Source organism: Flavobacterium limi (genome assembly GCF_010645075.1).
GTDB classification, from domain to species: Bacteria; Bacteroidota; Bacteroidia; order Flavobacteriales; family Flavobacteriaceae; genus Flavobacterium; species Flavobacterium limi.
In genome coordinates this window covers 404411-427057 of record NZ_JAADZV010000002.1, presented here as the reverse complement: position 1 = coordinate 427057, position 22647 = coordinate 404411, and the positions used below count along the sequence as shown (strand labels likewise).

The following is a 22647-nucleotide window of genomic DNA, read 5'->3' as shown; positions in this document are numbered from 1 at the left end:
AACTCCAAAGCTTTAATTTTGGAGTTTTTTAATAATTATCTATGTTTATGAGCTTTATGGATTTTTGATTACGATTACCATTCAAAATGCCTTTATTTACTTCCCGATGCAAAAGTTGGCGAAGATATTTCCCAGCAATTCGTCATTAGATACCTGACCTGTAATAAGTCCAAATTGATACAAGGCCTCCTTAATATCCAATGCAATTAAGTCGCTGGAAAGATTTGTTTCAAGACCAAATTTTACTTTTTGTATTTCATCTAAAGCTTTTAATAATGAATCATAATGCCTTGTATTTGTGATAATAGTTTCATTGTTTCGTAAAGCTCCCGTGTTTACAAATGATAATAATTCATTCTTTAATTCATCAATACCAATTTTGTTTTTTGCAGATATCAATAAAAGCTTAGCGTTTAAATTTTCGAGTTTGTCAGTAATATTTAAAGCTTCCTCTTCAGATAAAATATCCCTTTTATTGACAACTATGATTAAAGGTTTTAGAGGGTATTTGTTTTTAATCTGTTCAATTTCATAAACAAACTCAGAGCTTGATGCTTTGAACTTTAATCCATCAAATAAATAAATAACAACCTGTGCCTGTTCAATTTTTTCGAATGTTTTTTTGATTCCAATACTTTCTACAACATCTTTTGTTTCACGTATTCCTGCTGTATCAATAAATCTAAAACCAACCCCGCCAATCACTAGTTCGTCTTCAATGGTGTCACGGGTTGTACCGGCAATGTCAGATACTATTGCACGTTCCTCGTTAAGTAAGGCATTTAACAAGGTTGATTTTCCTACATTTGGCTCCCCAACAATAGCAACCGGAATTCCGTTTTTAATGACGTTTCCAACAGCAAATGAATCGATCAGCCTTTTTAAGACAAACTCAATTCGGTTTAATAATTCGTTAAATTGTGTCCGGTCAGCAAATTCTACATCTTCTTCCGCAAAATCCAATTCCAGTTCAATTAACGATGCAAAGTTTAAAAGTTCTTCACGCAGTTTAGCAATTTCATTACTAAAGCCGCCACGCATTTGCTGCATTGCAATTTGATGAGAAGCTTCGTTATCAGACGAAATCAAATCAGCAACAGCTTCTGCCTGTGATAAATCCAGTTTTCCATTCAGGAAGGCTCGCAGTGTAAATTCTCCCGCATCAGCCATTCGGCATCCTTTTCTTAATAACAACTGAATAATCTGCTGTTGTATATAGGCAGAACCATGACAGGAGATTTCGATAGTATCCTCGCCGGTATAAGAATTTGGTCCTTTAAAAACAGAAACCAAAACTTCATCAAGTGTTTTTTCATTGTCAACAATATGACCTAAATGCAGCGTATGTGTTCTTTGTTTCGTTAAATCTTTATTTTTTACAGATTTAAAAACTGAATTTCCAATGGAAATAGCTTCAACGCCTGAAATACGAATTACGGCAATAGCTCCTGCTCCGGAAGGCGTTGCCAAAGCGACAATAGAATCCTGATGTATCATGTTGTAAGTTTCAAGGGTGCAAAGGTACAAAGTTTTTGAAAGGCTTGTGGATTTGTGGATTTTATATTTTGCAGGAATTATTCGGTTATTAATAAGTTACTTATTAGAGATAAGGAATTAAAAAATATGTTTTATTTTTGTAAAAACAATTAAAAAAAATAAAAGCTTATGAAATTAAAAATTACTCTTATTACAGTTTTATTTCTAAATTTTTTTTGTGGACAAGCTCAGGTTACACCTACCTTGCTTCATAATAATTTAGGTGGCGGCGCTCAGTTTGGCGATGGTATGGATATGGAAATTTACAATAATGAAATATATATATCTGTTACCTCGGCTGGTAAAATTGTAAAAGTAAGTCTTTCTGCTCCAAATAGCCCGGTAGTAGATGTTGCTACAGGTCTGACTTATCCGACAGGATTAAAAGTAGTTGGTAACGAACTTTACTTTTTGCAAAGAAACAATGCCATAGTAGCTCCTGGGTCAGGTAAGCTTTCTAAAATTAATTTAGCGGTTAGTAATTCATCTGTGGTGGATCTTTATTCAGGACTTATGTATCCCGTAGAGATAGATGTAAATGGAACAAATGTTTATGTTTCTGAGGCATTCATAAATAGCAATGATGATTTAATCAATATGCAGATTTCGTTGATTAATTTATCTGGAACGCCTTCTAAAACAGTACTTAATAATCAGTTTTACAGCGTTGACGACTTTGAATTCAAAGATAATTCTTTGAACATTATTGAATGGTCTGGTATTGAAGCAGTTGGTTCAACAAGAATTTGGAAACTTGATGTAACTAATGGCACTCCCGGAACACCAGTCGCGTTTTATACAGATACACCTGGTGATGCTTTTTACAAGGGGGAAATTTATAATAATTTTATTTATTTAAATAACGACAATAGTCAGCCAAATGTAAAAAGAATTGATTTGAATTCAGGTACACCAACTACGTCTGTGGCGGTTACCGGATTTGATTTTAATGGAAACACTCCTGATGTTGGAGAGATGGTTGCTGATGGAAATAATAATTTGTATTTCTTTGCAGATTATTATAACGGGACCACTTCTACATATTTGTTATATAAAGTTAATTTGAGTACTTTGGCAACTCAGGATTTTGAAAAAGCTCCAAAAGTAACCTTATATCCTAATCCAAGCGCTGATTCTATTGGTTTTTCAAATCTGGAAGATTCTTCTGATTACCATATTTTTGGTATTGACGGGAAAGTGGTTAAGAAAGGGAGTGTAAGCAATGATGAAAGAGTGAATGTTTCTCATCTTACTACAGGAGTTTATACTGTTCTTTTAGGAAATAAATCTTTCAAGTTCATAAAACAGTAATACTTTAAAGACTTTATTTAAAAGCTTTAGAGAATTTGGAAACAAATTTTCTAAAGCTTTTTTTATTGGATTCTATTTTAAAAATAACAGATTTGGGTTAAATTTTTCTAAAATTGATAATTATCAGGTACGATCTGAGTCCGATTTAGTAACTTTATTAGGTAACTAAAAAAATGTAATAATGAAAAAGATATTATTTCCGACCAATTTTTCTGAAGCTGCTACAAACGCATTTGTTCATGCTTTAGAATTTGCCAAAGTTGTCAACGCCGAACTTATTTTACTCCATACTTTTGAAATTCCTGTATATGACAGTCAATTCTTTCCCGAAAATTATGCAGCAATTTATAGTTCTATAGAATTGGCTAATTTTGAGATGTTTAAGGATGAGATTCCAAAATTGAAAACTATTGCAATCGAAAGGAATTTAGAGGAAATTGTTATTAAGCATCGTTTGATGGACGGTGATTTACTTTACAACCTGAAAAATGCTGTAGAAGAGGATAATGCGGATTTTGTTATCATGGGTACGAACGGAATTTCTGACTGGACGACCTTTTTTACAGGTTCCAATACCAGTTCCGTAATCTCAGGAGTGGATGTCCCCGTTTTATGCGTGCCGATAGATGCTAAATTCAAAAAAATAAAAGTCATTGGTTTTACAACGCGTTATCGCGAAAAAGATAAAAAAGAATTAAGGAAAGTCCTGAAAATAGCAAAAAAAATGGGAGCCAAAGTTCGTAGCCTATACGTTAAAACTTCAGTTTCTGATGTCGCTCATGAAACCATCAAGGAATGGGAAGCTGAGTTTGCTGGCGAAAATGTAGAGTTTTTAGTACTGCCAAGTGATGATGTAAAAGAAACTATACTCGATTTTATATTGTATAAAGATGTTGATGTCCTGACCACAATTACACATAAAAGATCTTTTTTTGAAAGTCTTTTTACTTCCAGTTTTAGTGAAAAAATAACAAAAGAGGTTTCTATTCCGGTTTTGGTAATGCATGACAACTAATTTCTGAAGTAATTAAAGTATATTCTGAAGCGGTAAACTTATATTTGTGATTCATTAAATTAAGAAGATGGATTATTATCAAAACAGGGTTTCCAATTATACTGAGTCATTAAATACAACCAACAAAAAGTTTAACAGCATCAGCCTTTTAAGGCTCTTAAGTATTTTTAGTTTTTTGTTTCTAATGTTTTATTATGTTAAAACAGCTGAAAACTTATACTTAATTGGTGGGTTATTGTTTTTTGTTGGTTTTGTTTTTTTAATGCGTATTCATTCACGTTTATCTTTTCAAAAGCAACTTTTAGGGGCTCTTCTAAAAATAAATGAAAACGAAATTTCTTTCCTGAAAAGAGAAAAACTTCCTTTTGAAAATGGTTTTGAATTTAATGATTTCCATCATCCTTATGCGTACGACCTGGATATTTTTGGGGAGAATTCCTTATTTCAAAATTTAAACAGGACCGCCACTTTTATAGGGAAAAAGACATTGGCAAATCAATTGTTGAAACTAAATTCTAATCAGGACATTCTTGAAAATCAGGAAGCCATAAAAGAGCTTGTTTCAAAAACAGACTGGCGTCAGGAATTTCACGCTCTGGCAATTGTCAGTCATGACAGTAAAGATTGTTATAATTCATTAATTGATTGGAATTCAGTTAAAAATAATCATTTACCTAAAGTTTTAAATATACTTTCATTTGTGCTTCCAATTTTGTTTTTTGGATTCCTGACAGCTTATTTTATTACTTCAAAAACAACTTTGTTATCGTACCTGACTTATATTTTTATTGCAAATCTGATTATTTTAGGCAGGGCATTAAAGCGAATTCAGTCTGAAATTGCAAAAGCGGACAATATTGATAAAATCATCAAGCAATATAGTTTGTTAGTCAAGAAGATTGAAACCGAAAAGTTTGAATCTAAAAAATTAATTGAATTGCAGCAAAAACTGATTTTTAAAAATACAGCAGCAAGCTCACATTTAAAACAGTTATCTGAGTTGTTTTCACGAATGGATACTATTAACAATTTAGTAACAGCTACACTCTTTAACGGAACCTTTTTGTTTAATTTGCATGTTTTAAAAGCACTTTTAAAATGGAAAGAAGATTATACAGGAGAACTTAAACAATGGATTGATGTAATAGGTGAATTTGAAGCTTTAAACAGTTTGGCAAATCTCGCATACAACAATCCTGATTTTGTCTTTCCGGAAATCAATTCAGAATATAAAATTGGATTTAAAAATCTGAGTCATCCGTTATTAAATCCGGTAAGGAGGGTAGGGAACGACACTCATTTTTACCCGGAATCTTTTATGATTCTGACAGGCTCAAATATGTCAGGAAAAAGCACTTTTTTAAGAAGCTTGGGAATAAATATGGTTTTAGGAGGAATAGGTTCAGTAGTCTGTGCTTCAGAGGCTAAAATACATCCACTTCCTGTTTTGGTTTCAATGCGATTATCCGATTCTTTAGCAGATAGTGAATCCTACTTTTTTGCAGAAATCAAGCGATTGAAACAAATTATGGATGCTTTAGAAGAGAAACCGGCTTTCGTTTTACTGGATGAAATTTTAAGAGGAACCAACTCTGATGACAAACGCAACGGAACAATTGAAGTAGTGAAAAAGGTTATCGCTAAAAAAGCTATTGGAGCCATCGCAACACATGATATCGAAGTTTGCCTGACAACAAATGAATACCCTAATATTTTAACCAATCAGTGTTTTGAAGTCGAAATAAAAGACAATGATTTACATTTTGATTATAAACTGCGCAATGGAATCTGCCAGAATAAAAGTGCCACATTTTTAATGCAAAAAATGGGCGTTATTTAAGAGTTGTAATAAGGTTTAAAAAAAATGCTGCCAAACGTAATTAGATTAGGCAGCATTTTTTAATTTTTATTGAGTAATTATTTTTTGGCTAGTTCCTTTTCGATATTTGTTACACGCACTACCAAATCTTTTAAAGTCTCAATTTCTTTTGACTGCGATTCAATCTTTTTGTTTTGTTCAATTGAATAAAGTGTCAATTCTTCTATTTTCTTCAATAAACTCATATTCATTTCAGCCAGCATCAGGCCATTTTTTTCAATTTCCTTAGCCGATGGAATTTCCGGCAAATGACTGTTTTGTTTAATGTAAGCTTCAACTTCCTGTAAAGTTTTGAGCTTATAATCGTTGGCGAATACATAATCGGGAACTGTACCTGCATTAGCGGTGACTTTTACTTCTTGTGCATGAATATTTCCTGCTACTGTGAGTTTTGAATCAGTAGTATTTGTTCCAATTCCAACATGACCGTTAGTATTTAAATACAATTGGTTAAGGTTTTCAGCACCAGAAGTTTGAAAAGTGTGTATGTCAATATTGGCATTCCAGCCTTTACTTATTATCTTACAAAGACCATTCGTATTTAAGTCGAAAACTAAATTCGAATTCAATTTTTGCAATTCTAATATACCTGTTGGTGTTGTTGTTCCAATGCCAATATTGCCTATATTGTTAATTATCATTCGATCTTTCCAATCGCCGTTATAAGTGCCAAATTTTATAAAATTTGATCCTCTGATCCCTAACACTTGATCTACTTCACGTGAAGTTAAGTAATTAGTTTCCCCTGTATGACCGAGAAGTATATCTCCATTATTTTGTAAATCTCCTTTTACATGTAATTTAGCTTCGGGTGTAGAAGTTCCAATACCAACATTTCCATTAGCTGAAATTTTCATAGCTGGTACCATATTTGAATAAGAATTAGTAGTGCTATTATAGGATCTGGGAGTAAATGTGATTCCGGATTCAGCACCTCCTGATGTAAAAACATCTACAATATTACCTATTCGTCTAATTCCATGATTAGAATTTTCAAAAATTATTTGGCCATGATCTTCAGTGTTTCCTGGATTTTGTCCCCATACTGAAATGGTGCCTCTTACGTCTAGTTTTGTTAAGGGGATATATGTGCCAATCCCGAAATTTCCAGAGTTAATAAATGAATTTCCTCCATCCTTAAAAAAAACATCATTACCAATTTTTACACCACCAGAAAAATCGTTTCCAAAATTTAAAGAAAGGATATTCCCGTCTGCATGTACAAATGCTCTTCCTCCAGATCCTCTTGGAGGAAATTTAAAAGTAACATCAGCTGAACCATTATAATAAAATATATTATCTCCATTTGGAGAGATAATTTGTGATGAAGTATGTATAGTAAATAATATTAAGGATAAAAAATATAATTTTTGTTTCATTTTTTTTGATTTGTTAATTTTATTTTTCAATTTGTGAAGCAGTTTTTTATCTTCCAAGATTAATTCTTACTTGTTTATAGAAAATTATAAATTAGCTTTTATCTTTTCAATAATAACATTATATTCCGTATCAGACAAATAAGTTTTTTGTGGGTTCATTTCAAAAACGCTTCCAAATCCGTAACCGTCATTGTATTTCGGAACAATATGCATGTGTAAGTGGGATAAAGTGTCGCTAAATGCTCCATAATTAATTTTATCAGGATTAAAAGCTTTTGCAATTGCTTTTGCTACAGTCGCAACATCTTCCATGAATAAATTACGCTGTTCATCACTTAATTCATAAAATTCAACAGCATGGTCTTTGTAAACCACGTTTAAACGACCTGCGTAAGATTGTTCTTTAAAAAGAAAAAGCTGAGATACTTTTAAGTCTGCAACTTTTATCATTAATTGGTGTAAGGTATCATTGTTTTGGCAATAAAGGCATTCTGAAACTGGACTAGGCATATTTTGTATTTTTATAAAGGTTTTTGTAATAAAATTTATTCTGGGCAAAAATACTTTTTATTTTAAAACAAAAAACTTTTCCTGCTTTTCAAAATTGAAAGAGGCAGAAAAAGTTTTTAGAATTGCTAAAACTAATTAATGTTTTATAATTTGTATTTTAAGCTAACCATTATCTGGCGTGGTGCAATAGGGTTTACGCTATAGTTTTCATGTACGGTATAATTTAACTCATTGGTAATGTTGGATAATTTGCATAAAAGTGAAAGTTTTTTCCAGTTATAACCGGCTGAAACATCAACTGTAACATAGCCTTCTAAAGGAATTTCTCTATCTTGGATTGTAAGAGTTGTTGATTTTAAGGGTTTTGGTTTTGTTGGGTCTGTTAGATCAATAAAAGGTAAACCTGTAACAGGGTTAAAAATTGTTTCATAATAATATAAGTTATTCCATCCACCAATTCGGTCTCCAATATAATTCCCCACTGCCCCTACTGATAATCCTTTTAAAATACCTGTTGGTACTGTATAGAAAAAGCTTAAATTAGCTGTGTTTTTTGGTGTTCTTGCAAGACGATCTCCTTCAACAAAACTTCCTTCTTTTCCTGATGTTTTTGTGTAACGCATATCATTGTAGCTATATCCTGCAATAATACTTAAACCTTCAAGAGGTCTGGCAGTAACATCAATTTCTACTCCTTTACTTTTTGTTCCTCCGCTTAAAATTTTCAAGTTCTGATCAGTATTAGGAGTAATACCATCCGCTTTAAATGCGGCAGTTTGAACTAAATTGTCATTTGTAATTTGATATACAGTTATGTTTGTACTTAATACTCCTTTCCATAAATCTGTTTTAATACCAGCTTCGTATTGATCTATAATAGAAGGATCAAGAGCTTCATTATTAAATGTGTTTCCAGTATTTGGGGTAAATGAGCTAGAATAACTTGCAAATAAAGACATATCTGTTAGAGGTTGATATACCAGGCCAATTTTTGGAGAGAAAGCATTGTCTAATCTTTTTTCTGCAACTGTAGGAATAGCTTTTTCAGGAGATACTGTCTGAACTCCACTTGTTAATATTTCTTTATAAGTTGAAACTTCTGCTTCCTGCCAAGACCAGCGAAGACCTGCTAAAACTTTAATTTGGCTGGTAACTGAAATTAAATCCTGAAAATACGCTCCAAAACGATTCGTATCTGTTTTTAGAATTTGAGTAGCTCTGGCATTAGGAATATCGGTTCTTTGCGTTGAAGGATCAAAATTAAAAAGATCAATAGTATCATAAAGGCTGGCGTCATTTTTATATGTACCGTCAAACTGTCTAACTTTTACAGCTTTTTCGCTGAAAGCATAAGTGTAAGCTGTTACAAATGAATTTTCCCAGTCTACACCAGTAAATAATTGATGTTTGATTTTTCCTGTATTAAAAGTTCCTTGTAAACTCAATTGATCTCCAAGTATTTGTTCTAAGTTTTTATTTTGAACTAATCCTCTATTCCATTTACCAGAAACAGGATATATTATTGGATCGTCTAAATTAGACATTTGAGCAGTTGATTTTTGAGTTCTGTTATAAGTTTGAAATGAGCTGTTGAAGTTTAGTTTCCAGTTTTTGTTAAAATCATGGTTGAGCAATACAGATGCACTGGAAGATTTTGTATTTCCGGTTGACCAAAGTGCTCCAAAATAGGTGTTACGAGGTATATCCAAAATAGTTTTTCCAATAATTCCGGTTCCAAAATCAGGGGTCCAGTCAGCTGTTAAATAATCTCCCTGTACTGTAATTTGTGTTTTTGGATTGATGAAAAACAATAAAGACGGGTTAAAATATAAACGTTCGTTTTTTACAACATCCCTAAAACTTTCTGAATTTTCATAAGAACCATTAATTCTAAAAGCAATTGACTTACTAAGAGGTCCGTAAAAGTCAATAGATGGCTTATAGTAAGCATAGCTTCCCATTTGCATGGACACTTCTTCACCACTTTTAAATGAAGGTGTTTTGGTAACCAGATTTAGTATTCCTCCTGGTGCAACGTTTCCAAATAATAATGCTGAGCCACCTTTTAGAAATTCTACTTTTTCTAAACCAGAAACATCGGGAATTGAACCTGAATTGTAACGAAATCCGTTTTTAAACATATTATTGGCAGACATGTCATAACCTCTTGAGAAAAAAGATTCCTGAGCACCTCCACGAGCTGAACTCACATAAACACCATTTGCATTCTTAAGGACTTCGCTCAATCTGATTGCTTGTTGTTGTTCGATAACTTCTGAACCAATTACTTGTACAGTTTGTGGATTATCCATTGGTTTTAAACCAGAGCGAACAGCCGTAACAGGTTTAGGCTCCTTAGTTTTAGTAACAATTACTTCATTCAGAATCTCTCCCTTTTTATTTTTTACAGTATCATTAATTGCTGAAGCTGTATCAGTATCAGATTCTGAACGATTTTGACTTTGGCTATAAGTTGCAAAACTAATAACAGATAAGGCAAGTATTAATATATTCTTCATGTTTTTTATTTAGATTCAATAAATATAATTTTCTGCAAATATAAATACACACGAATGTTTTAACAAAATATTTAGAGTGTTATGTATATTAAAACTACATTAAAATACGCTTAAGATTTGATTAAAATTTTTATTAAACTTATTTAAATCAGTTAAAAATAACTATAAAAAAAGCCCTGCTCAAACAGCAAGGCTTATGAATTATGATAAATAAGTGAATTATTTTACGGCAATTAAGTAAGTTGCCATTTTCCAGATTTCATCATATTTTTTTCCGTTGTGATCACCAGCTGCTTTTTCTGTATAAGCGAACTCTACCATATAATTACCTGGCCAGATTGGTGTAAAAGAAATTTCTCCTTTGTCATTTGTCCATAATTCTTTTTCCCAGCCATTTGGGGCAATTACTTTTACTTTTTGCTTTTTGGCAGATGCACCCTGGTACAAAGCAAATACATTGATTTTATAGTTTTTCTTGGCTATATCAGCATTTTCACTAAATAATCCAATTACATTATTATTTGCCGTAGCATAATTTCCTGCAGTTTTGTTTCCAACCACAACCGTAGCACTTGAATTGTAATCTAAAATCATAGTTCCGTAAACATCTTTAACTTTATGGTGCATTACAATTGTGTAAACGCCATCTTCGTCAGGTGTGAAAAAAGACTGATACTTATTTTCTAATGCTTTAGTTGTTAATTTAGTTTCTTTTTTGGAAGGGGAAACCAATACTAAAGTAAAATCTTTTAAATCAGAAAACCATTTATCGGCTTTGGTAATATCGTTATCTGCGAATTCTCCAAAGTAGATGGATATTTCCTGAGCTTTGCCTTTCGTACCTGTAGCTTTAGTTTCGATCCATAAAGCGTGAGCAAACAGGGAAGGTGTTGCTACCAGCATTAGCAATACGAAAGCTAAATTTTTAAATGAATTTGATTTCATACTTAATTTATTTTGATTGTAGAATTTTATTTCTACAAACTTAAGTTTTATTTAGAATAATTAAAAACAATTACTGCTCTTTTTAGATATTTGAGTTTTGTAAAGCGTCTACTAGTTTTTATGTGTTAAAATATATTATCTAATTTATACATTTCGTACTAAAATTAAAGAGGCGTTTTCTTAAGGTATTCATCAAATGCCTTATTTGGATCTGCTGTAGCATATTCATTTTGGGGTTCCGGAATTACATGAATTTTGGAATCATTTAGTGATACAATTGCTGAACAGACATAGATTCCTATTTTTCCATCATTGTATTTGAAATCCAATAATGTCAGTTTTACAACTTCATTAATAGAGAGTTCGAAATAATTTCCGTGCCGTATTATTTTGAAATAAATTTCTTTAGTGTCTATTATTTCAAATTGATTCGTTTGAAGGTTTTCAAAAATAAAATTATTCTTAACATCTTTTTCATTAAATCCCCATGCTCTAAACTGGACATAACCATTAACAAAGTCAACTGAAACATAATAGCCTGTTCCTTCTTTATCACATTCTAGTACAAAACCGGTTTTCCCCATGCCTTCAACAGCAAGTGTTCCTTCCCAGACAAAATCTTTGGAAGGCTTATCAAAACAAAAAACTTCATAACCACTTCTGCACCCAAAGCGCCATTTATCTGCTTTTTCCTGAACAAAATTTGAAGACGGATTTCCTAAAATAGGTTCAGGGACAGGAAGATTTTTTTGTAGAATGGTTCTTTGATAGATGCTTGCCCAATGATGATATGTTTTTAATACCAGCCTGCCGGTACTATCGGTATCTAATTGTTTTGGTGGTGGTATTACACGATGGGTATTTACGTTTCCTCCAATAAAATAAAAATTATAGACAAGAAAAAAATCGCCTTCCCTGACAATTCTGGCGGCATAATTTCCTTGCGGCAGTAATACGTTATTATGGAAAGCATGGTACTCTCCTTTAAAATCCGGCGAAAACCAGTATCGTACCTTGATATCTTCGCGAATTGAACCTAAAAGATAATGCATTCCTTTGATTTCAACCACGCAAGGACATTCAACGTCATCGTATACATACGGAACATGCAAAGCTTTTTGAAGTACAAAACCTTCAGGTTCCTTTTTGGCTACACCTATGCAGCCTCTTCTATAAGTTGGACCTATAGCGCTTCTGGCGCAAATTAATAAATAATCTTCACCTTCAAACTGGTATTTGAACGGATCCCTGAAGCTGATCCATTCACGGGGATTGTTGGTTGACCCTTCATAATATGGGGCCTGGCTTTTTAATGGTAGTCCGTATTTATTGTCTTTTGTCCAATGAATCAGGTCTGGAGAAACAGCTCTTCCAATTTTTTGCATTATTCCCTTATCTTTTCTTTTTAAGCCGGTATAATACATTTCATAACCTTCTCCTGCAGAATTTTTACTAACATGCATAGTCCATAACATATCATCATCCCACTCACCGGGATCGCCTACCCATAATGCATTTTTTACTCTTTTCCACGAAAGGCCGTCCCTCGATATAGCATGTGCAATGTAATCGTGATTGGGAATAATCAAATGAAATAGATGATGAATACCCTGTTCGTCAATAAATACATCTACATCGCCAATTTCCCAATTGCTGAATCCTGAACCTGAATACATATTATTTAATTATTTTATAATGTTTTAATCCTTCTATAATACCTGAAGAAGCAGGTTCCTTTGCTACATAAATGCCTCTGGTTGTTACATAATCTGCTAATTCGGAACTTCGGTTTCCTACTATAATTCCTTTCACAGGACCACGAAACATGTCAATATCATTTCCTGAATCCCCTGCTGCAACAACATTACCCAATGGGATAGACCATTTCCGGCATAAAAATTTGATAGCATTGCCTTTAGATGCCCTTTTTGGAATAAAATCAATGTATTTTCCATGGCTCGGAATAATATTTATCTTATACCAGCCTGCCCCGAGGACATTAATCAATTCCTCCCGATTATAGTACTTTTCGTCATAATAGTATGAAATTTTGAACGGGTTTTGACCTTCTTCTTCCTGTAATCGCATCCAGGAAATGACTTTGAGGCGATTTACAATATCGTCTCTTTTCCATCGGCCAGACAAAAAAGTAGCCCAGCCCTTATCTAAGATGTATTCGTTTCCATTTGTATAATAAATTTCGGTACCAACAGAACAAATAATGAAATCCGGCAGAGGGAAATGCTCTTCTGTAATAATTTTTTTGACCAGCTCTAAATTTCTGCCGGATGCCATTGCAAATGCCATTTTCTCCGTACGATTAACCAAATGTGATTTTAATTCCTGTAATCCCGGATTGTTTAGTTTAGGTTCAATCAATGTACCATCAATATCTGAAACCAATAGATTTTCGACTTTTCTTTTTAACCTGTCAATATTAATGTTTGGATAGTACTGATTTTTTATTCCGGAACCTGATGATAGTGATAAATTCTCTTTGATCAGTTCGATATATTGATTTACGTGAGCCAGCCAGCTATAATGTTTCTGGATATTAATAGCCCCATTATTAGAATAATAGCGCCACTTATTTTCATCTGTTAAAATATTTCGAAGTGCCTTTTTAATCTGATTTTCGTCTTGTGGGTTTACTAATTCTCCGTTTTGACAAATCGGAATTATTTCTGATGGCCCACCATTTTTAGTAACTACAACCGGCAAACCGGAACTTGCCGATTCTATGACCGTTAAACCGAAATTTTCGTGTAGTGCCAGGTTTACAAACACGCCTCTTTTTTCAGCTGCATACCGGTAAATAATCGAAACCTCGTTTTCAACATCATGTTTTTTTGGAATAGCCATTTTTCCGTACAGATCATATTTATCCATTAATAACAATAAATCTGTCAAAACGTCTTTTTCTGACTCAGGCATTTTTGTGATATCTCTTCTGATTCCTGCAAAAATGACAAGATTGGCTATGCTTTGCAGTTCCTTATCTTTGCCATAGACTTCAATAAGGGTATGCAGATTTTTATGCCGATCTGGTCGTGAAAGTGCTAAAATAAAAGGTTTGTGCGGATTAATTAAAAACTTAGAAATGGTTTCAGCCACCCAGTACTTTCTTTGTTCTTCTTCCATTTGTTTATTAGAATCCTGTTCGATATGATAATAAGGAACGAATTTCCGAACATCAATTCCGGGCGAAATGGCATGATATTTACCTAAATCAAAATTTTTATAAACCTTATATGTTTCGATTTCCTGTTCTGTAGAAGTAATAATAAATTCAGAAAGTTCTAATGTTTTTTCTTCGGCAGCTATTCGCTGCGTAAACTTAAATTTTTTCTCAGCTTCTTCTTCGCTCATACCTCCCTCAATTAATTTCTTCTTTTTATAAAAGCCTAATGAGTGTCCTGTATGAGCAAATGGAATATTTAGTATGGCTGATAATTCTGCAGCGGCATATCCCGCATCTCCATAATGGGAATGGATCCAGTTTGGAAAAATATTGTGGAATTTGATATGCTGAACAACGCCATTGACAAAAGTGTCAAGACCTTCCCATAATTGCTCTTTAGACTTGTATTTTTTTCCTAAAAAAGGGATACGCCTTATATTTAGTTTTTCATTTACGGCTTCTACAGGTACGGCATATTCAGGCGAAAGATTGGGATCATCAATGAGTCTTGTAAATAAATCAACATATTCTACATCGCTATGCTGTGATAAAAATTCTGCAAGTTCAAAAACATATTTGGTTTGTCCTCCATTATCAGCGTCTTTTCCAATTTCAAGACCAGAACCTTTTAAAAGTCCATGAATATTAATTATTGCTATTCGTAATTTTCTCATTTCCTCTTTTAATGTTTAGAAATTTTAAGTTACGAAAAAAAAGCTGTTTAGCCTTAGAATATCTGGAAAAATACTGAATTCATTAATGTTTTAACTAAACAATAGGAACTGTTACTCGTTAAATTATGAAATCAACAAATTTATCTGAATATTACCACGATTTTTAATTATTTAACCCCGCTTCGAATGGAGCATGCAAAACAATTAATTATAAAGATTTACCTAATTTGTAATGTTTCGGAAGAACTGGGATCTAAAAACCCGCATCATTTTACGGTGGCTTTGAAAAAAACGTTTGGTTATTTACCAAGTAAACTAAAAAATTAAGGGAACCAATTTTGATATCAGTTCCCTTTTGGATATTTATGTGTTGTTAGAATTTATAACTAAAATTCGCTACAACATTTCTTGGTTTTTGAGGATTTACAGTTGCCCATCCGCCATTAAAATATTCCTTGTTGGCAATATTATTAAGGTTTAGCGCTATTCTGAATTTATTTGTTCCGTAAAAAACAGAGCCATTAATTACTGTATAAGAAGGTAGAATAAATTTGCCAAGTTTATCACTGTTTACGACTGCATTTTCACTCGCATAATTTCCTCCAAAACCTAACCCGAAATCTTTCAGGACTCCATGTACAAATTTATAGGTCACCCAAAGATTGGCTAAATTCTCAGGGCCTGACCACATTGGTCTTTTGCCTTGTTCCAGCCATACATTAGTATCGATATCTCCTTTTTTGATTTTACTGTCATTATAACTGTATCCTGCAATTATGTTTAAACCTTTTGCAGGAGAGGCATTCAGGTCAAATTCAAAACCTTTGCTTTGTGACTTCCCACCTTGTAGACTTCTCCCTATATTATCAGGATCGACAGTTAACAAATTTCTAACATTAATATCATAATAGCTTATAGTTGCATTTAATTTATCTGCTAAAAGATTTGCTTTAATACCAAATTCTAATTGATTGGCGTGTTCGGGCTCGAAAGTCTGGGGTTCAGATGGGGTATTGTTTGGGGCTACATTTTTAAAGCCATTCATGTAATTAGCAAATAAGGCTAGTTTGTCTTGAATTGGCTGGTATATCAATCCAAATTTTGGGGATAATGCCGTTTGGTCATAATCATCTTTATCTTTAGTAATCTCACCTTCATTGTCAAAGTAATCTACACGTAAACTTGCCATTGCAATTAATTTAGAAGATATATTAATTACATCAGATGCATAGATGCTATAGCTGCTGTTCCTTATATTGTCATTACTGGTTCCGGTTGTTGAAAGTAATTTATCAACAGATGACCGGGTTAAATAAGATGGATTACTATCATCATATTGCCTGATCTCTCCCTGAGGTGTAACTTTATAAACACCATTCCATCCGGTACCTCCGTACATTATTTTTTTTTGAAAATAATCAAGTCCGATTACAATTCTATTGCGCATCTTCCCAATTTGGAAATCCCCTATGAAATTTTGCTGAACATCAATAGTTTTAGTAAATGAATTCTCTTTAGTAATATAAATAGAAAAATCTCCCTGTCCATCCTCATTATCTGAAATATAAGAGTAATATCCGTTAGATTTGGTTGATCCTTTTGAGAATAATGTTTGTGAAGACCATTGATCCGATATTTTATAGTTCATCTGGGTCTGCAGATTGTATTTAGGATTTTTTACAGACAAATCATTATTGGTAAAAGATAACTTTGTGTTATAATTTAATTCGTCGATATTGGCAAATTGCAAGTATTTGCTTCTTCCTAAAAACAGTATGGCAGGCGTTGTTTTTTGTTCCTGCATAAATTCGGTATTAATCAGGAAAGATAATTTTTCATTAACCTTGTAGGAAAGGACAGGAGCTAAAAAATAAGAAGTACGAAAACCGGCATCCTGAAAACTGTTTTCTGTCTGATAAGCAGAATTAATCCTTACATTGACATTTTTAGCTTCATCAAGTGAAGTATTTATATCTGCTGTAGCTCTGTTAAGCCCAAAACTTCCGGCCAGATAAGATACTTCTGCACCAAAACCTGAATAGGGCGTTTTAGTTACTGTATTTATAAGACCTCCATAGCTAATAAGACTGCTTCCGAACAAAGTTCCGGACGGCCCTTTTATAACTTCAATTCTTTCAATATTAGCAGGATCTAAACTACCGTTTGTTAATCCGGGTAATCCATTTACAATGTTTGCCTGAGTTGCAAAACCACGTAAGGAATAAAAAGATCCTCCACCTCCGGCACTTCCTGTAGATTCCCATAGTTTTTGAATTCCGGGAACATTTTTCAGGGCATCTTCGAAATTAGTTATGGCTTGTTCTTTTAGTAAATCAGATGTTACTACATTGTATACCTGAGGATTTTCGATGTTTTTGAGAGGCATCTTAGAAACATGCATACTTTGCTTCGGGAAAAGTTTCGTTCTGTTATTATATATGGTTACTTCTTTTAATTCTTTATTCGAAACTTTCAATTGTAAACTAATAGTAGCCGTTTCATTATCTGAAACAGTTACTTCTTGTTCCAGAGTTTCGTACCCCGTCAGCGATACCTGTAATGTATAAATATTTGCCTTTACTTTGTTGAATTCAAAAACACCATCTTCATTTGTTATAGCACCATATTTTGTGTTTTTAAGAATAATGTTGATGCCGGATGCTGGTTCACCATCAGAGGTGATTAGAGTTCCCTTTAATTTTCCGTTATTTTGTGCAAAGGCATTGATGCCTGACATTACAAACATGTAGATTATAAAAATAAAATACTGCATTCGTAGGTTAAGGTGATTCATTTGTTTTGGTAATTTTTGCAAATCTAAAAATTTAATAATACAAAAATAAATTATTGGCATTTATCCCTATTTCTAATGGTTCCACGGGGTATTTTTATAAGAAAAAACACCTCAGGATAGAAATCCAAACTGAAGTGTATTGTGAAAAAAAGAATAGATTTAGGTGCATACATATACAGATTAAATTGTCTTTAAGTAATATCTCATTTTTAATTAATGAAAAAGTTTGGTGATATGAGCAGGTACTTTCTTTTTTTTTATTTTTTCGCTCCAACCAGATTAAAAATCCAATAACGTGTAATTAATTGTTTTCAAGTTATTATTATTTGAAATAAAATAATGCAGAAATTAATGTTTTCTTAACAAATATTATTTACACCGATTATATATAATTTGTTGGTATTTATAAAAACTAGAGGAAAATTACATGATTTATATTTTAATCTAGAAATTATTGTGCATTTAATTGTTTTGCCTTTTTGGTGTGCTTTAGAAAAGGTAAAACAGGTGAAGTTGGTTTTAAAAACTTAATTTTGCAGACAAATTAAAATTGAAATTACTAGATGAGCATTCCTTTCTTCAAAAAAATACAGAACACTCCCCAAGGATTTAGACTGGCAAATACTGTGTTTTTTTTCATTTCAGGTTTTGGATATTCTTCCTGGGTGTCCAGAATTCCACAGATACAGTCACAACTACATTTATCTGAAGCAGAGTTTGGCGCTGTTTTGTTTGCTTTTCCAATTGGCTTAATGCTGACGATGCCTTTTACAGGAAAATTGTTAAATAGATACAGCAGCCGTTATATCATGCTATTAGGAGCCGTTATGTTTAATATTGTGCTGTCTTTGCCGGGATTAGTTGCATTTATATGGCAGCTGGTTATTGTACTTTTGATTTTTGGAGCTTCACGAAATATTTTCAATTTATCAATTAACGCACAATCCCTGGAAGTACAGAAGTTATATCCAAACTCAATTATAACCCGTTTTCATGCGGTGTGGAGTGTCGCTGTTTTTTCGGGTGCAGGTCTGGGGTATGTGATGGTAACACAGCATATTGCACCTTCGCATCATTTATTGGGAGTAAGTGTTTTAATGATGGGGCTTACGGCTTGTTTTTACCCAATGAGCGTTCACAACGAACCTGTACCAGTAAAGAAGAAGTTTTTCTCAATGCCTGAAAAAAATCTGATAAAGTTTGCCGTGATTTGTTTTGTTTCGATGGCTTGTGAGAATACTATGTACGACTGGAGCGGTATTTATTTTAAAAATATATTGCATGCTTCTCCAAAATTAACCAGTGCCGCGTTTGTCTTTTTTGCAACAGCTGTAACATTAGGACGTATATTTGGAGATAGCGGAGTAACAAAATTTGGTATTAAAAAAATCCTGCTTTACAGTGGTATTCTCATTACTGCAGGTTTTGCCATTTGCTTTATTCTGCCATATCCCTATCCAACAATTTTTGGCTACGTATTAATTGGCGTAGGGGTTTCCTGTGTTGTACCATTAGTATTTAGTATTGCCGGAAGATCCTCAAAACTAAACAGTGGTACTGCTATAACTTCGATTTCTACGATTGGTTATCTTGGATTTTTACTGGTTCCGCCAATGGTTGGTTTTATTTCTGAATACCTTAGTATGAAATGGGCTTTTTTGATAATGGCACTTTTGGGTGTGCTTATGATTTTGATGGTCAATAAGATAGGGGAGAATGAGTGATTTTTCAAGGTTAAGTTGCTTAGATGCTAAGATTCTGAGTTTTTATCTTAAAACACAAAATAAATTCTGAAGGAATAAATATAATATTGTAGCAACGGATTTAATCCGTTGGAGATTTTATCTACTCCTTTTTTTTATTTCAAAAAAATTATTTCTTCTTCATAATAAATCTCTCCGTTGTCTGCTTACCATTCAATTTTCCTGAAATTTCTGCTGTCAAAGTATTGTTTGCACCTTTAGTATAAGTGATTTTTTGAGGATAATCGTGCTGCAGGTTTTCAAAAATCAATTTAGTATCGGTTTCTGATGTTGAAGGAAAGGCTACAGTTTTATTATCATTTTGACCTTTTACAGTTGCCAAATAGGTTAGTTTTTCACCTTTTTGAGCTAAAACAATGTTTTCAAAATGAATAGTGTCTTTTCCTTTGATAAAATAGGAAGCAGCGTTAAAAGTACTATCATTTACTTTTTTCCAGTTTTCAGTAAGAACACCATCAGGAGAAGTATTTTCCCAGTTTCCAATTAACCAGTCTGCTTTTTTGATTTTGTCTCTTTCAGCGGTTTCTTTTTTCTGGCAGGAAACAAAAATAACGATAAGGGCGATAAGAGTAATTTTCTGAAACATATCTGGAAGTTTTTGGATTTCTATTAGGTTACTAAAGTATGAAAAAGAATTGTTTATTTGTTTAAAAGTGAGAAGTGAAAAGTGAGAAGTGAAAAGTGAGAAGTGAAAAGTGAGAAGTGAGAAGTGAGAAGTGAGAAGTGAAAAGTGAGAAGTGAAAAGTGAAAAGTGTATTCTTTAACATCTAAAATTTTACCTTTTACTTTTCACATAAAATACAATACACTAATTCCTTCGTTGGTTTTTGATCTTTTAGTTTTGCTCTCACTTCTTCAAAAGTGACTTTGAAATCACAGCCTGATTTGTATTCAGTGCACCCATATGCTGTTTTGCCTTTTAATATTTTGCCTTTTTTACATTTCGGACAGGTTAGTGAGTCAGATGTTTCTTGTGTTGTTTTCTTTGCCTCAGTTTTTTTAGGTTCTAATTTCAGTTTATAATTTTCCTCAAATCGAATTAAACCTTCAACTGTGCCATCATCAGTTTTAAAACCTTTTATATTTACAGTTGAACCTTTTTGAACTAATCTTAAATATTGGCTTTCCGTAATTTTCTTGTCATGAAAAATGAAAGGCAGCACAAAATCACAGCCCGATTTATATTCACTGCATCCGAAAGCCAATTTTCCCTTAATCAGTTTTCCTTTTTGGCATTTTGGACATGTTTCTGCCAAAATTCCTGCTGCATTCTTTTTTTCTGCTTTAACAACTGGTTTCTGAATTGTTGTTGCATGAGAAATATTAGCATGTCTCGTTTCGCTCCGGACTTCAGTTACCAAAGCTTCCACCATGCGTTTCATGTTTCTGATAAATGCTGCTGCGGTGAAAGTCCCTTTTTCAATGTCTTTAAGCTGTTTTTCCCAGGAACCCGTAAGTTCTGCCGATTTGATTAATTCATTTTGAATTGTTTCTATAAGCTGGATTCCCGTTACGGTCGGTAAAACCTGTTTTTTGTTCCGAACAATATACTGACGTTTAAAAAGTGTTTCAATAATATTCGCCCGTGTCGATGGGCGTCCGATACCATTCTCTTTCATTAATTCACGCAAATCTTCGTCATCGACCTGTTTTCCTGCGGTTTCCATGGCACGCAATAAAGTAGCTTCTGTAAACTGATTTGGCGGTTTGGTTTCTTTTTCAAGAAATGATGGTTCATGCGGGCCTTTTTCACCTACAAGAAAATTTGGCAGTAAATCGGGTTCTTTTTCTTTGGCATTAGGATCTTCAAAAACTACCCGGAAGCCTTTTTTTAGAATCTGTTTTCCGGTTGCCTTAAAAGTTACATCGGCAGCCTTTCCTATAACTGTTGTATTAGCAACCAGACAATCATCATAAAAAACGGCAATAAAGCGTTTTACAATAATATCATAAACCTGTTGTTGATTGTAGGGCAGATTAATCTCAATTCCGGTTGGAATAATAGCATGGTGGTCTGTTACCTTTTTATCGTTAAAAACCTTAGGCGATTTTTTGATTTTCTTTTCTAAGATGGGTTGTGTAAACATTGCATAATTAGATAATTTTTGCAGTATTCCAGGCACTTTCGGATAAATATCACTTGGTAAGAAAGTTGTATCAACCCTTGGATAGGTGATTACCTTTTGCTCATATAAAGACTGTGCAATTTTAAGCGTTTCTTCTGCTGAAAAACCGAATTTTTGATTGCAGTAAACCTGTAAACCCGTTAAATCAAAAAGCTTTGGTGCATATTCGTTTCCGTTTTTTTTGTCAATGGAAACAATTTCGAATTCACTTTCTTTGACTTTTTTCGCCAGAATTTCCCCATCTTCTTTTTTCAGGAAGCGGCCGTCTTCATAACTAAAAAGTGTTTCCCGGTATAAAGTCTGTAATTCCCAGTAAGGTTGTGGTTTGAAGTTTTCAATTTCCTTAAATCGGTCCACAACCATTGCCAAAGTTGGTGTCTGCACCCGTCCAATTGACAATACTTGTTTGTATCCCCCATGTTTTACGGTATACAAGCGTGTTGCATTCATACCTAATAACCAGTCACCAATAGCTCTTGAAAATCCGGCGTAGAATAAATTATCGTAATTTTCAGAGGGTTTTAAGTTGTCAAAACCTTCTTTTATAGCTTCAGTTGTCAGAGATGAAATCCATAAGCGTTTTATTTCACCTTTGTAATGTGCTTCGTTCATCACCCAGCGCTGAATTAGTTCTCCTTCCTGCCCGGCATCCCCACAGTTAATGACTAGTTCAGCTTTATCAAAAAGGCTTTTTATGATTTTAAACTGCTTTTCGATACCTGAATTCTGAACTACTTTGGTCTCGAATTTTTCGGGTAGCATAGGCAGATTATTCAAATCCCAGCTTTTCCAGTGCGGTTTGTAATCATTAGGCTCTTTTAAGGTACATAAATGTCCAAAAGTGTAGGTCACAGCATAACCATTGCCTTCATAATAACCGTCACGTTTGGTATTGGCTCCCAAAACGGCTGCTATTTCTCGTGCGACACTTGGTTTTTCGGCAATACAGACCTTCATTTTCTCTTTTATTTGAAAGCGAAATTAAGGATTTTTTGCAAAAAAGCTGCTAAGGTTT

14 protein-coding genes are annotated in these 22647 nt (G+C 33.4%); 4 read left to right on the top strand and 10 right to left on the bottom strand.

The window, feature by feature from the left end; translation table 11 throughout:
• Positions 1-96: 96 nt before the first annotated feature.
• Positions 97-1497 carry a tRNA uridine-5-carboxymethylaminomethyl(34) synthesis GTPase MnmE gene (gene mnmE / locus GXM16_RS06345; RefSeq protein ID WP_163393557.1) on the bottom strand — a complete coding sequence of 467 codons (1401 nt, stop codon included), beginning with the start codon at positions 1495-1497 and terminating at the stop codon, positions 97-99.
• Between the two features lie 168 nt (positions 1498-1665).
• Here mnmE and GXM16_RS06340 point away from each other — a divergent pair, with 168 nt between their 5' ends.
• The 3 genes from GXM16_RS06340 (at position 1666) to GXM16_RS06330 (ending at position 5702) form a co-directional block, all read left to right on the top strand.
• Positions 1666-2847: a T9SS type A sorting domain-containing protein gene (locus GXM16_RS06340; RefSeq protein ID WP_163393556.1), complete on the top strand. Its 1182-nt coding sequence runs from the start codon at positions 1666-1668 to the stop codon at positions 2845-2847.
• 181 nt (positions 2848-3028) lie between these two features.
• A complete protein-coding gene (locus GXM16_RS06335; RefSeq protein WP_163393555.1) occupies positions 3029-3862 on the top strand; it encodes a universal stress protein in 834 nt (277 codons plus the stop codon).
• A gap of 67 nt (positions 3863-3929) precedes the next feature.
• The gene (locus GXM16_RS06330; RefSeq protein ID WP_163393554.1) at positions 3930-5702 is read left to right on the top strand and encodes a MutS-related protein; all 1773 of its coding nucleotides are present in this window, start codon (positions 3930-3932) and stop codon (positions 5700-5702) included.
• Positions 5703-5779: 77 nt separating this feature from the next.
• Here the strand turns inward: GXM16_RS06330 and GXM16_RS06325 are convergent, their stop codons facing one another.
• The 7 genes from GXM16_RS06325 to GXM16_RS06295 form a co-directional block, all read right to left on the bottom strand.
• Positions 5780-7120: a tail fiber protein gene (locus GXM16_RS06325; RefSeq protein ID WP_163393553.1), complete on the bottom strand. Its 1341-nt coding sequence runs from the start codon at positions 7118-7120 to the stop codon at positions 5780-5782.
• Positions 7121-7204: 84 nt separating this feature from the next.
• Positions 7205-7630: an HIT family protein gene (locus GXM16_RS06320; RefSeq protein ID WP_163393552.1), complete on the bottom strand. Its 426-nt coding sequence runs from the start codon at positions 7628-7630 to the stop codon at positions 7205-7207.
• A gap of 143 nt (positions 7631-7773) precedes the next feature.
• Complete coding sequence (locus GXM16_RS06315) at positions 7774-10149, bottom strand: TonB-dependent siderophore receptor (protein WP_163393551.1); 2376 nt, start codon at positions 10147-10149, stop codon at positions 7774-7776.
• Between the two features lie 219 nt (positions 10150-10368).
• Complete coding sequence (locus GXM16_RS06310) at positions 10369-11094, bottom strand: hypothetical protein (RefSeq protein WP_163393550.1); 726 nt, start codon at positions 11092-11094, stop codon at positions 10369-10371.
• Positions 11095-11258: 164 nt separating this feature from the next.
• Positions 11259-12770, bottom strand: a complete 1512-nt coding sequence (locus tag GXM16_RS06305) for a glycoside hydrolase family protein (RefSeq protein WP_163393549.1) — start codon at positions 12768-12770, stop codon at positions 11259-11261.
• Position 12771: 1 nt separating this feature from the next.
• Positions 12772-14949, bottom strand: a complete 2178-nt coding sequence (locus GXM16_RS06300) for an HAD-IIB family hydrolase (protein WP_163393548.1) — start codon at positions 14947-14949, stop codon at positions 12772-12774.
• A gap of 373 nt (positions 14950-15322) precedes the next feature.
• Positions 15323-17743 (bottom strand): TonB-dependent receptor, encoded by a 2421-nt coding sequence (locus GXM16_RS06295; RefSeq protein ID WP_163393547.1) that lies wholly within the window; start codon positions 17741-17743, stop codon positions 15323-15325.
• A 563-nt stretch (positions 17744-18306) separates the two neighbouring features.
• Here GXM16_RS06295 and GXM16_RS06290 point away from each other — a divergent pair.
• Positions 18307-19467 carry an MFS transporter gene (locus GXM16_RS06290; protein WP_163393546.1) on the top strand — a complete coding sequence of 387 codons (1161 nt, stop codon included), beginning with the start codon at positions 18307-18309 and terminating at the stop codon, positions 19465-19467.
• A gap of 148 nt (positions 19468-19615) precedes the next feature.
• Here GXM16_RS06290 and GXM16_RS06285 read toward each other — a convergent pair whose 3' ends face one another.
• Together GXM16_RS06285 and GXM16_RS06280 are read right to left on the bottom strand one after the other, a co-directional pair.
• Positions 19616-20092, bottom strand: coding sequence for a DUF6265 family protein (locus GXM16_RS06285; protein WP_163393545.1), 477 nt, complete (start codon positions 20090-20092; stop codon positions 19616-19618).
• A gap of 196 nt (positions 20093-20288) precedes the next feature.
• Positions 20289-22589 carry a DNA topoisomerase 3 gene (locus GXM16_RS06280; RefSeq protein WP_163393544.1) on the bottom strand — a complete coding sequence of 767 codons (2301 nt, stop codon included), beginning with the start codon at positions 22587-22589 and terminating at the stop codon, positions 20289-20291.
• Between the last annotated feature and the right edge of the window lie 58 nt (positions 22590-22647).

What these genes read in the sequence shown, in the direction of transcription:
- mnmE (WP_163393557.1), bottom strand. Translation starts at nt 1,497, where the DNA reads ATGATACATCAGGATTCTATTGTCGCTTTGGCAACGCCTTCCGGAGCA.
- GXM16_RS06340 (WP_163393556.1), top strand. Translation starts at nt 1,666, where the DNA reads ATGAAATTAAAAATTACTCTTATTACAGTTTTATTTCTAAATTTTTTT.
- GXM16_RS06335 (WP_163393555.1), top strand. Translation starts at nt 3,029, where the DNA reads ATGAAAAAGATATTATTTCCGACCAATTTTTCTGAAGCTGCTACAAAC.
- GXM16_RS06330 (WP_163393554.1), top strand. Translation starts at nt 3,930, where the DNA reads ATGGATTATTATCAAAACAGGGTTTCCAATTATACTGAGTCATTAAAT.
- GXM16_RS06325 (WP_163393553.1), bottom strand. Translation starts at nt 7,120, where the DNA reads ATGAAACAAAAATTATATTTTTTATCCTTAATATTATTTACTATACAT.
- GXM16_RS06320 (WP_163393552.1), bottom strand. Translation starts at nt 7,630, where the DNA reads ATGCCTAGTCCAGTTTCAGAATGCCTTTATTGCCAAAACAATGATACC.
- GXM16_RS06315 (WP_163393551.1), bottom strand. Translation starts at nt 10,149, where the DNA reads ATGAAGAATATATTAATACTTGCCTTATCTGTTATTAGTTTTGCAACT.
- GXM16_RS06310 (WP_163393550.1), bottom strand. Translation starts at nt 11,094, where the DNA reads ATGAAATCAAATTCATTTAAAAATTTAGCTTTCGTATTGCTAATGCTG.
- GXM16_RS06305 (WP_163393549.1), bottom strand. Translation starts at nt 12,770, where the DNA reads ATGTATTCAGGTTCAGGATTCAGCAATTGGGAAATTGGCGATGTAGAT.
- GXM16_RS06300 (WP_163393548.1), bottom strand. Translation starts at nt 14,949, where the DNA reads ATGAGAAAATTACGAATAGCAATAATTAATATTCATGGACTTTTAAAA.
- GXM16_RS06295 (WP_163393547.1), bottom strand. Translation starts at nt 17,743, where the DNA reads ATGAATCACCTTAACCTACGAATGCAGTATTTTATTTTTATAATCTAC.
- GXM16_RS06290 (WP_163393546.1), top strand. Translation starts at nt 18,307, where the DNA reads ATGAGCATTCCTTTCTTCAAAAAAATACAGAACACTCCCCAAGGATTT.
- GXM16_RS06285 (WP_163393545.1), bottom strand. Translation starts at nt 20,092, where the DNA reads ATGTTTCAGAAAATTACTCTTATCGCCCTTATCGTTATTTTTGTTTCC.
- GXM16_RS06280 (WP_163393544.1), bottom strand. Translation starts at nt 22,589, where the DNA reads ATGAAGGTCTGTATTGCCGAAAAACCAAGTGTCGCACGAGAAATAGCA.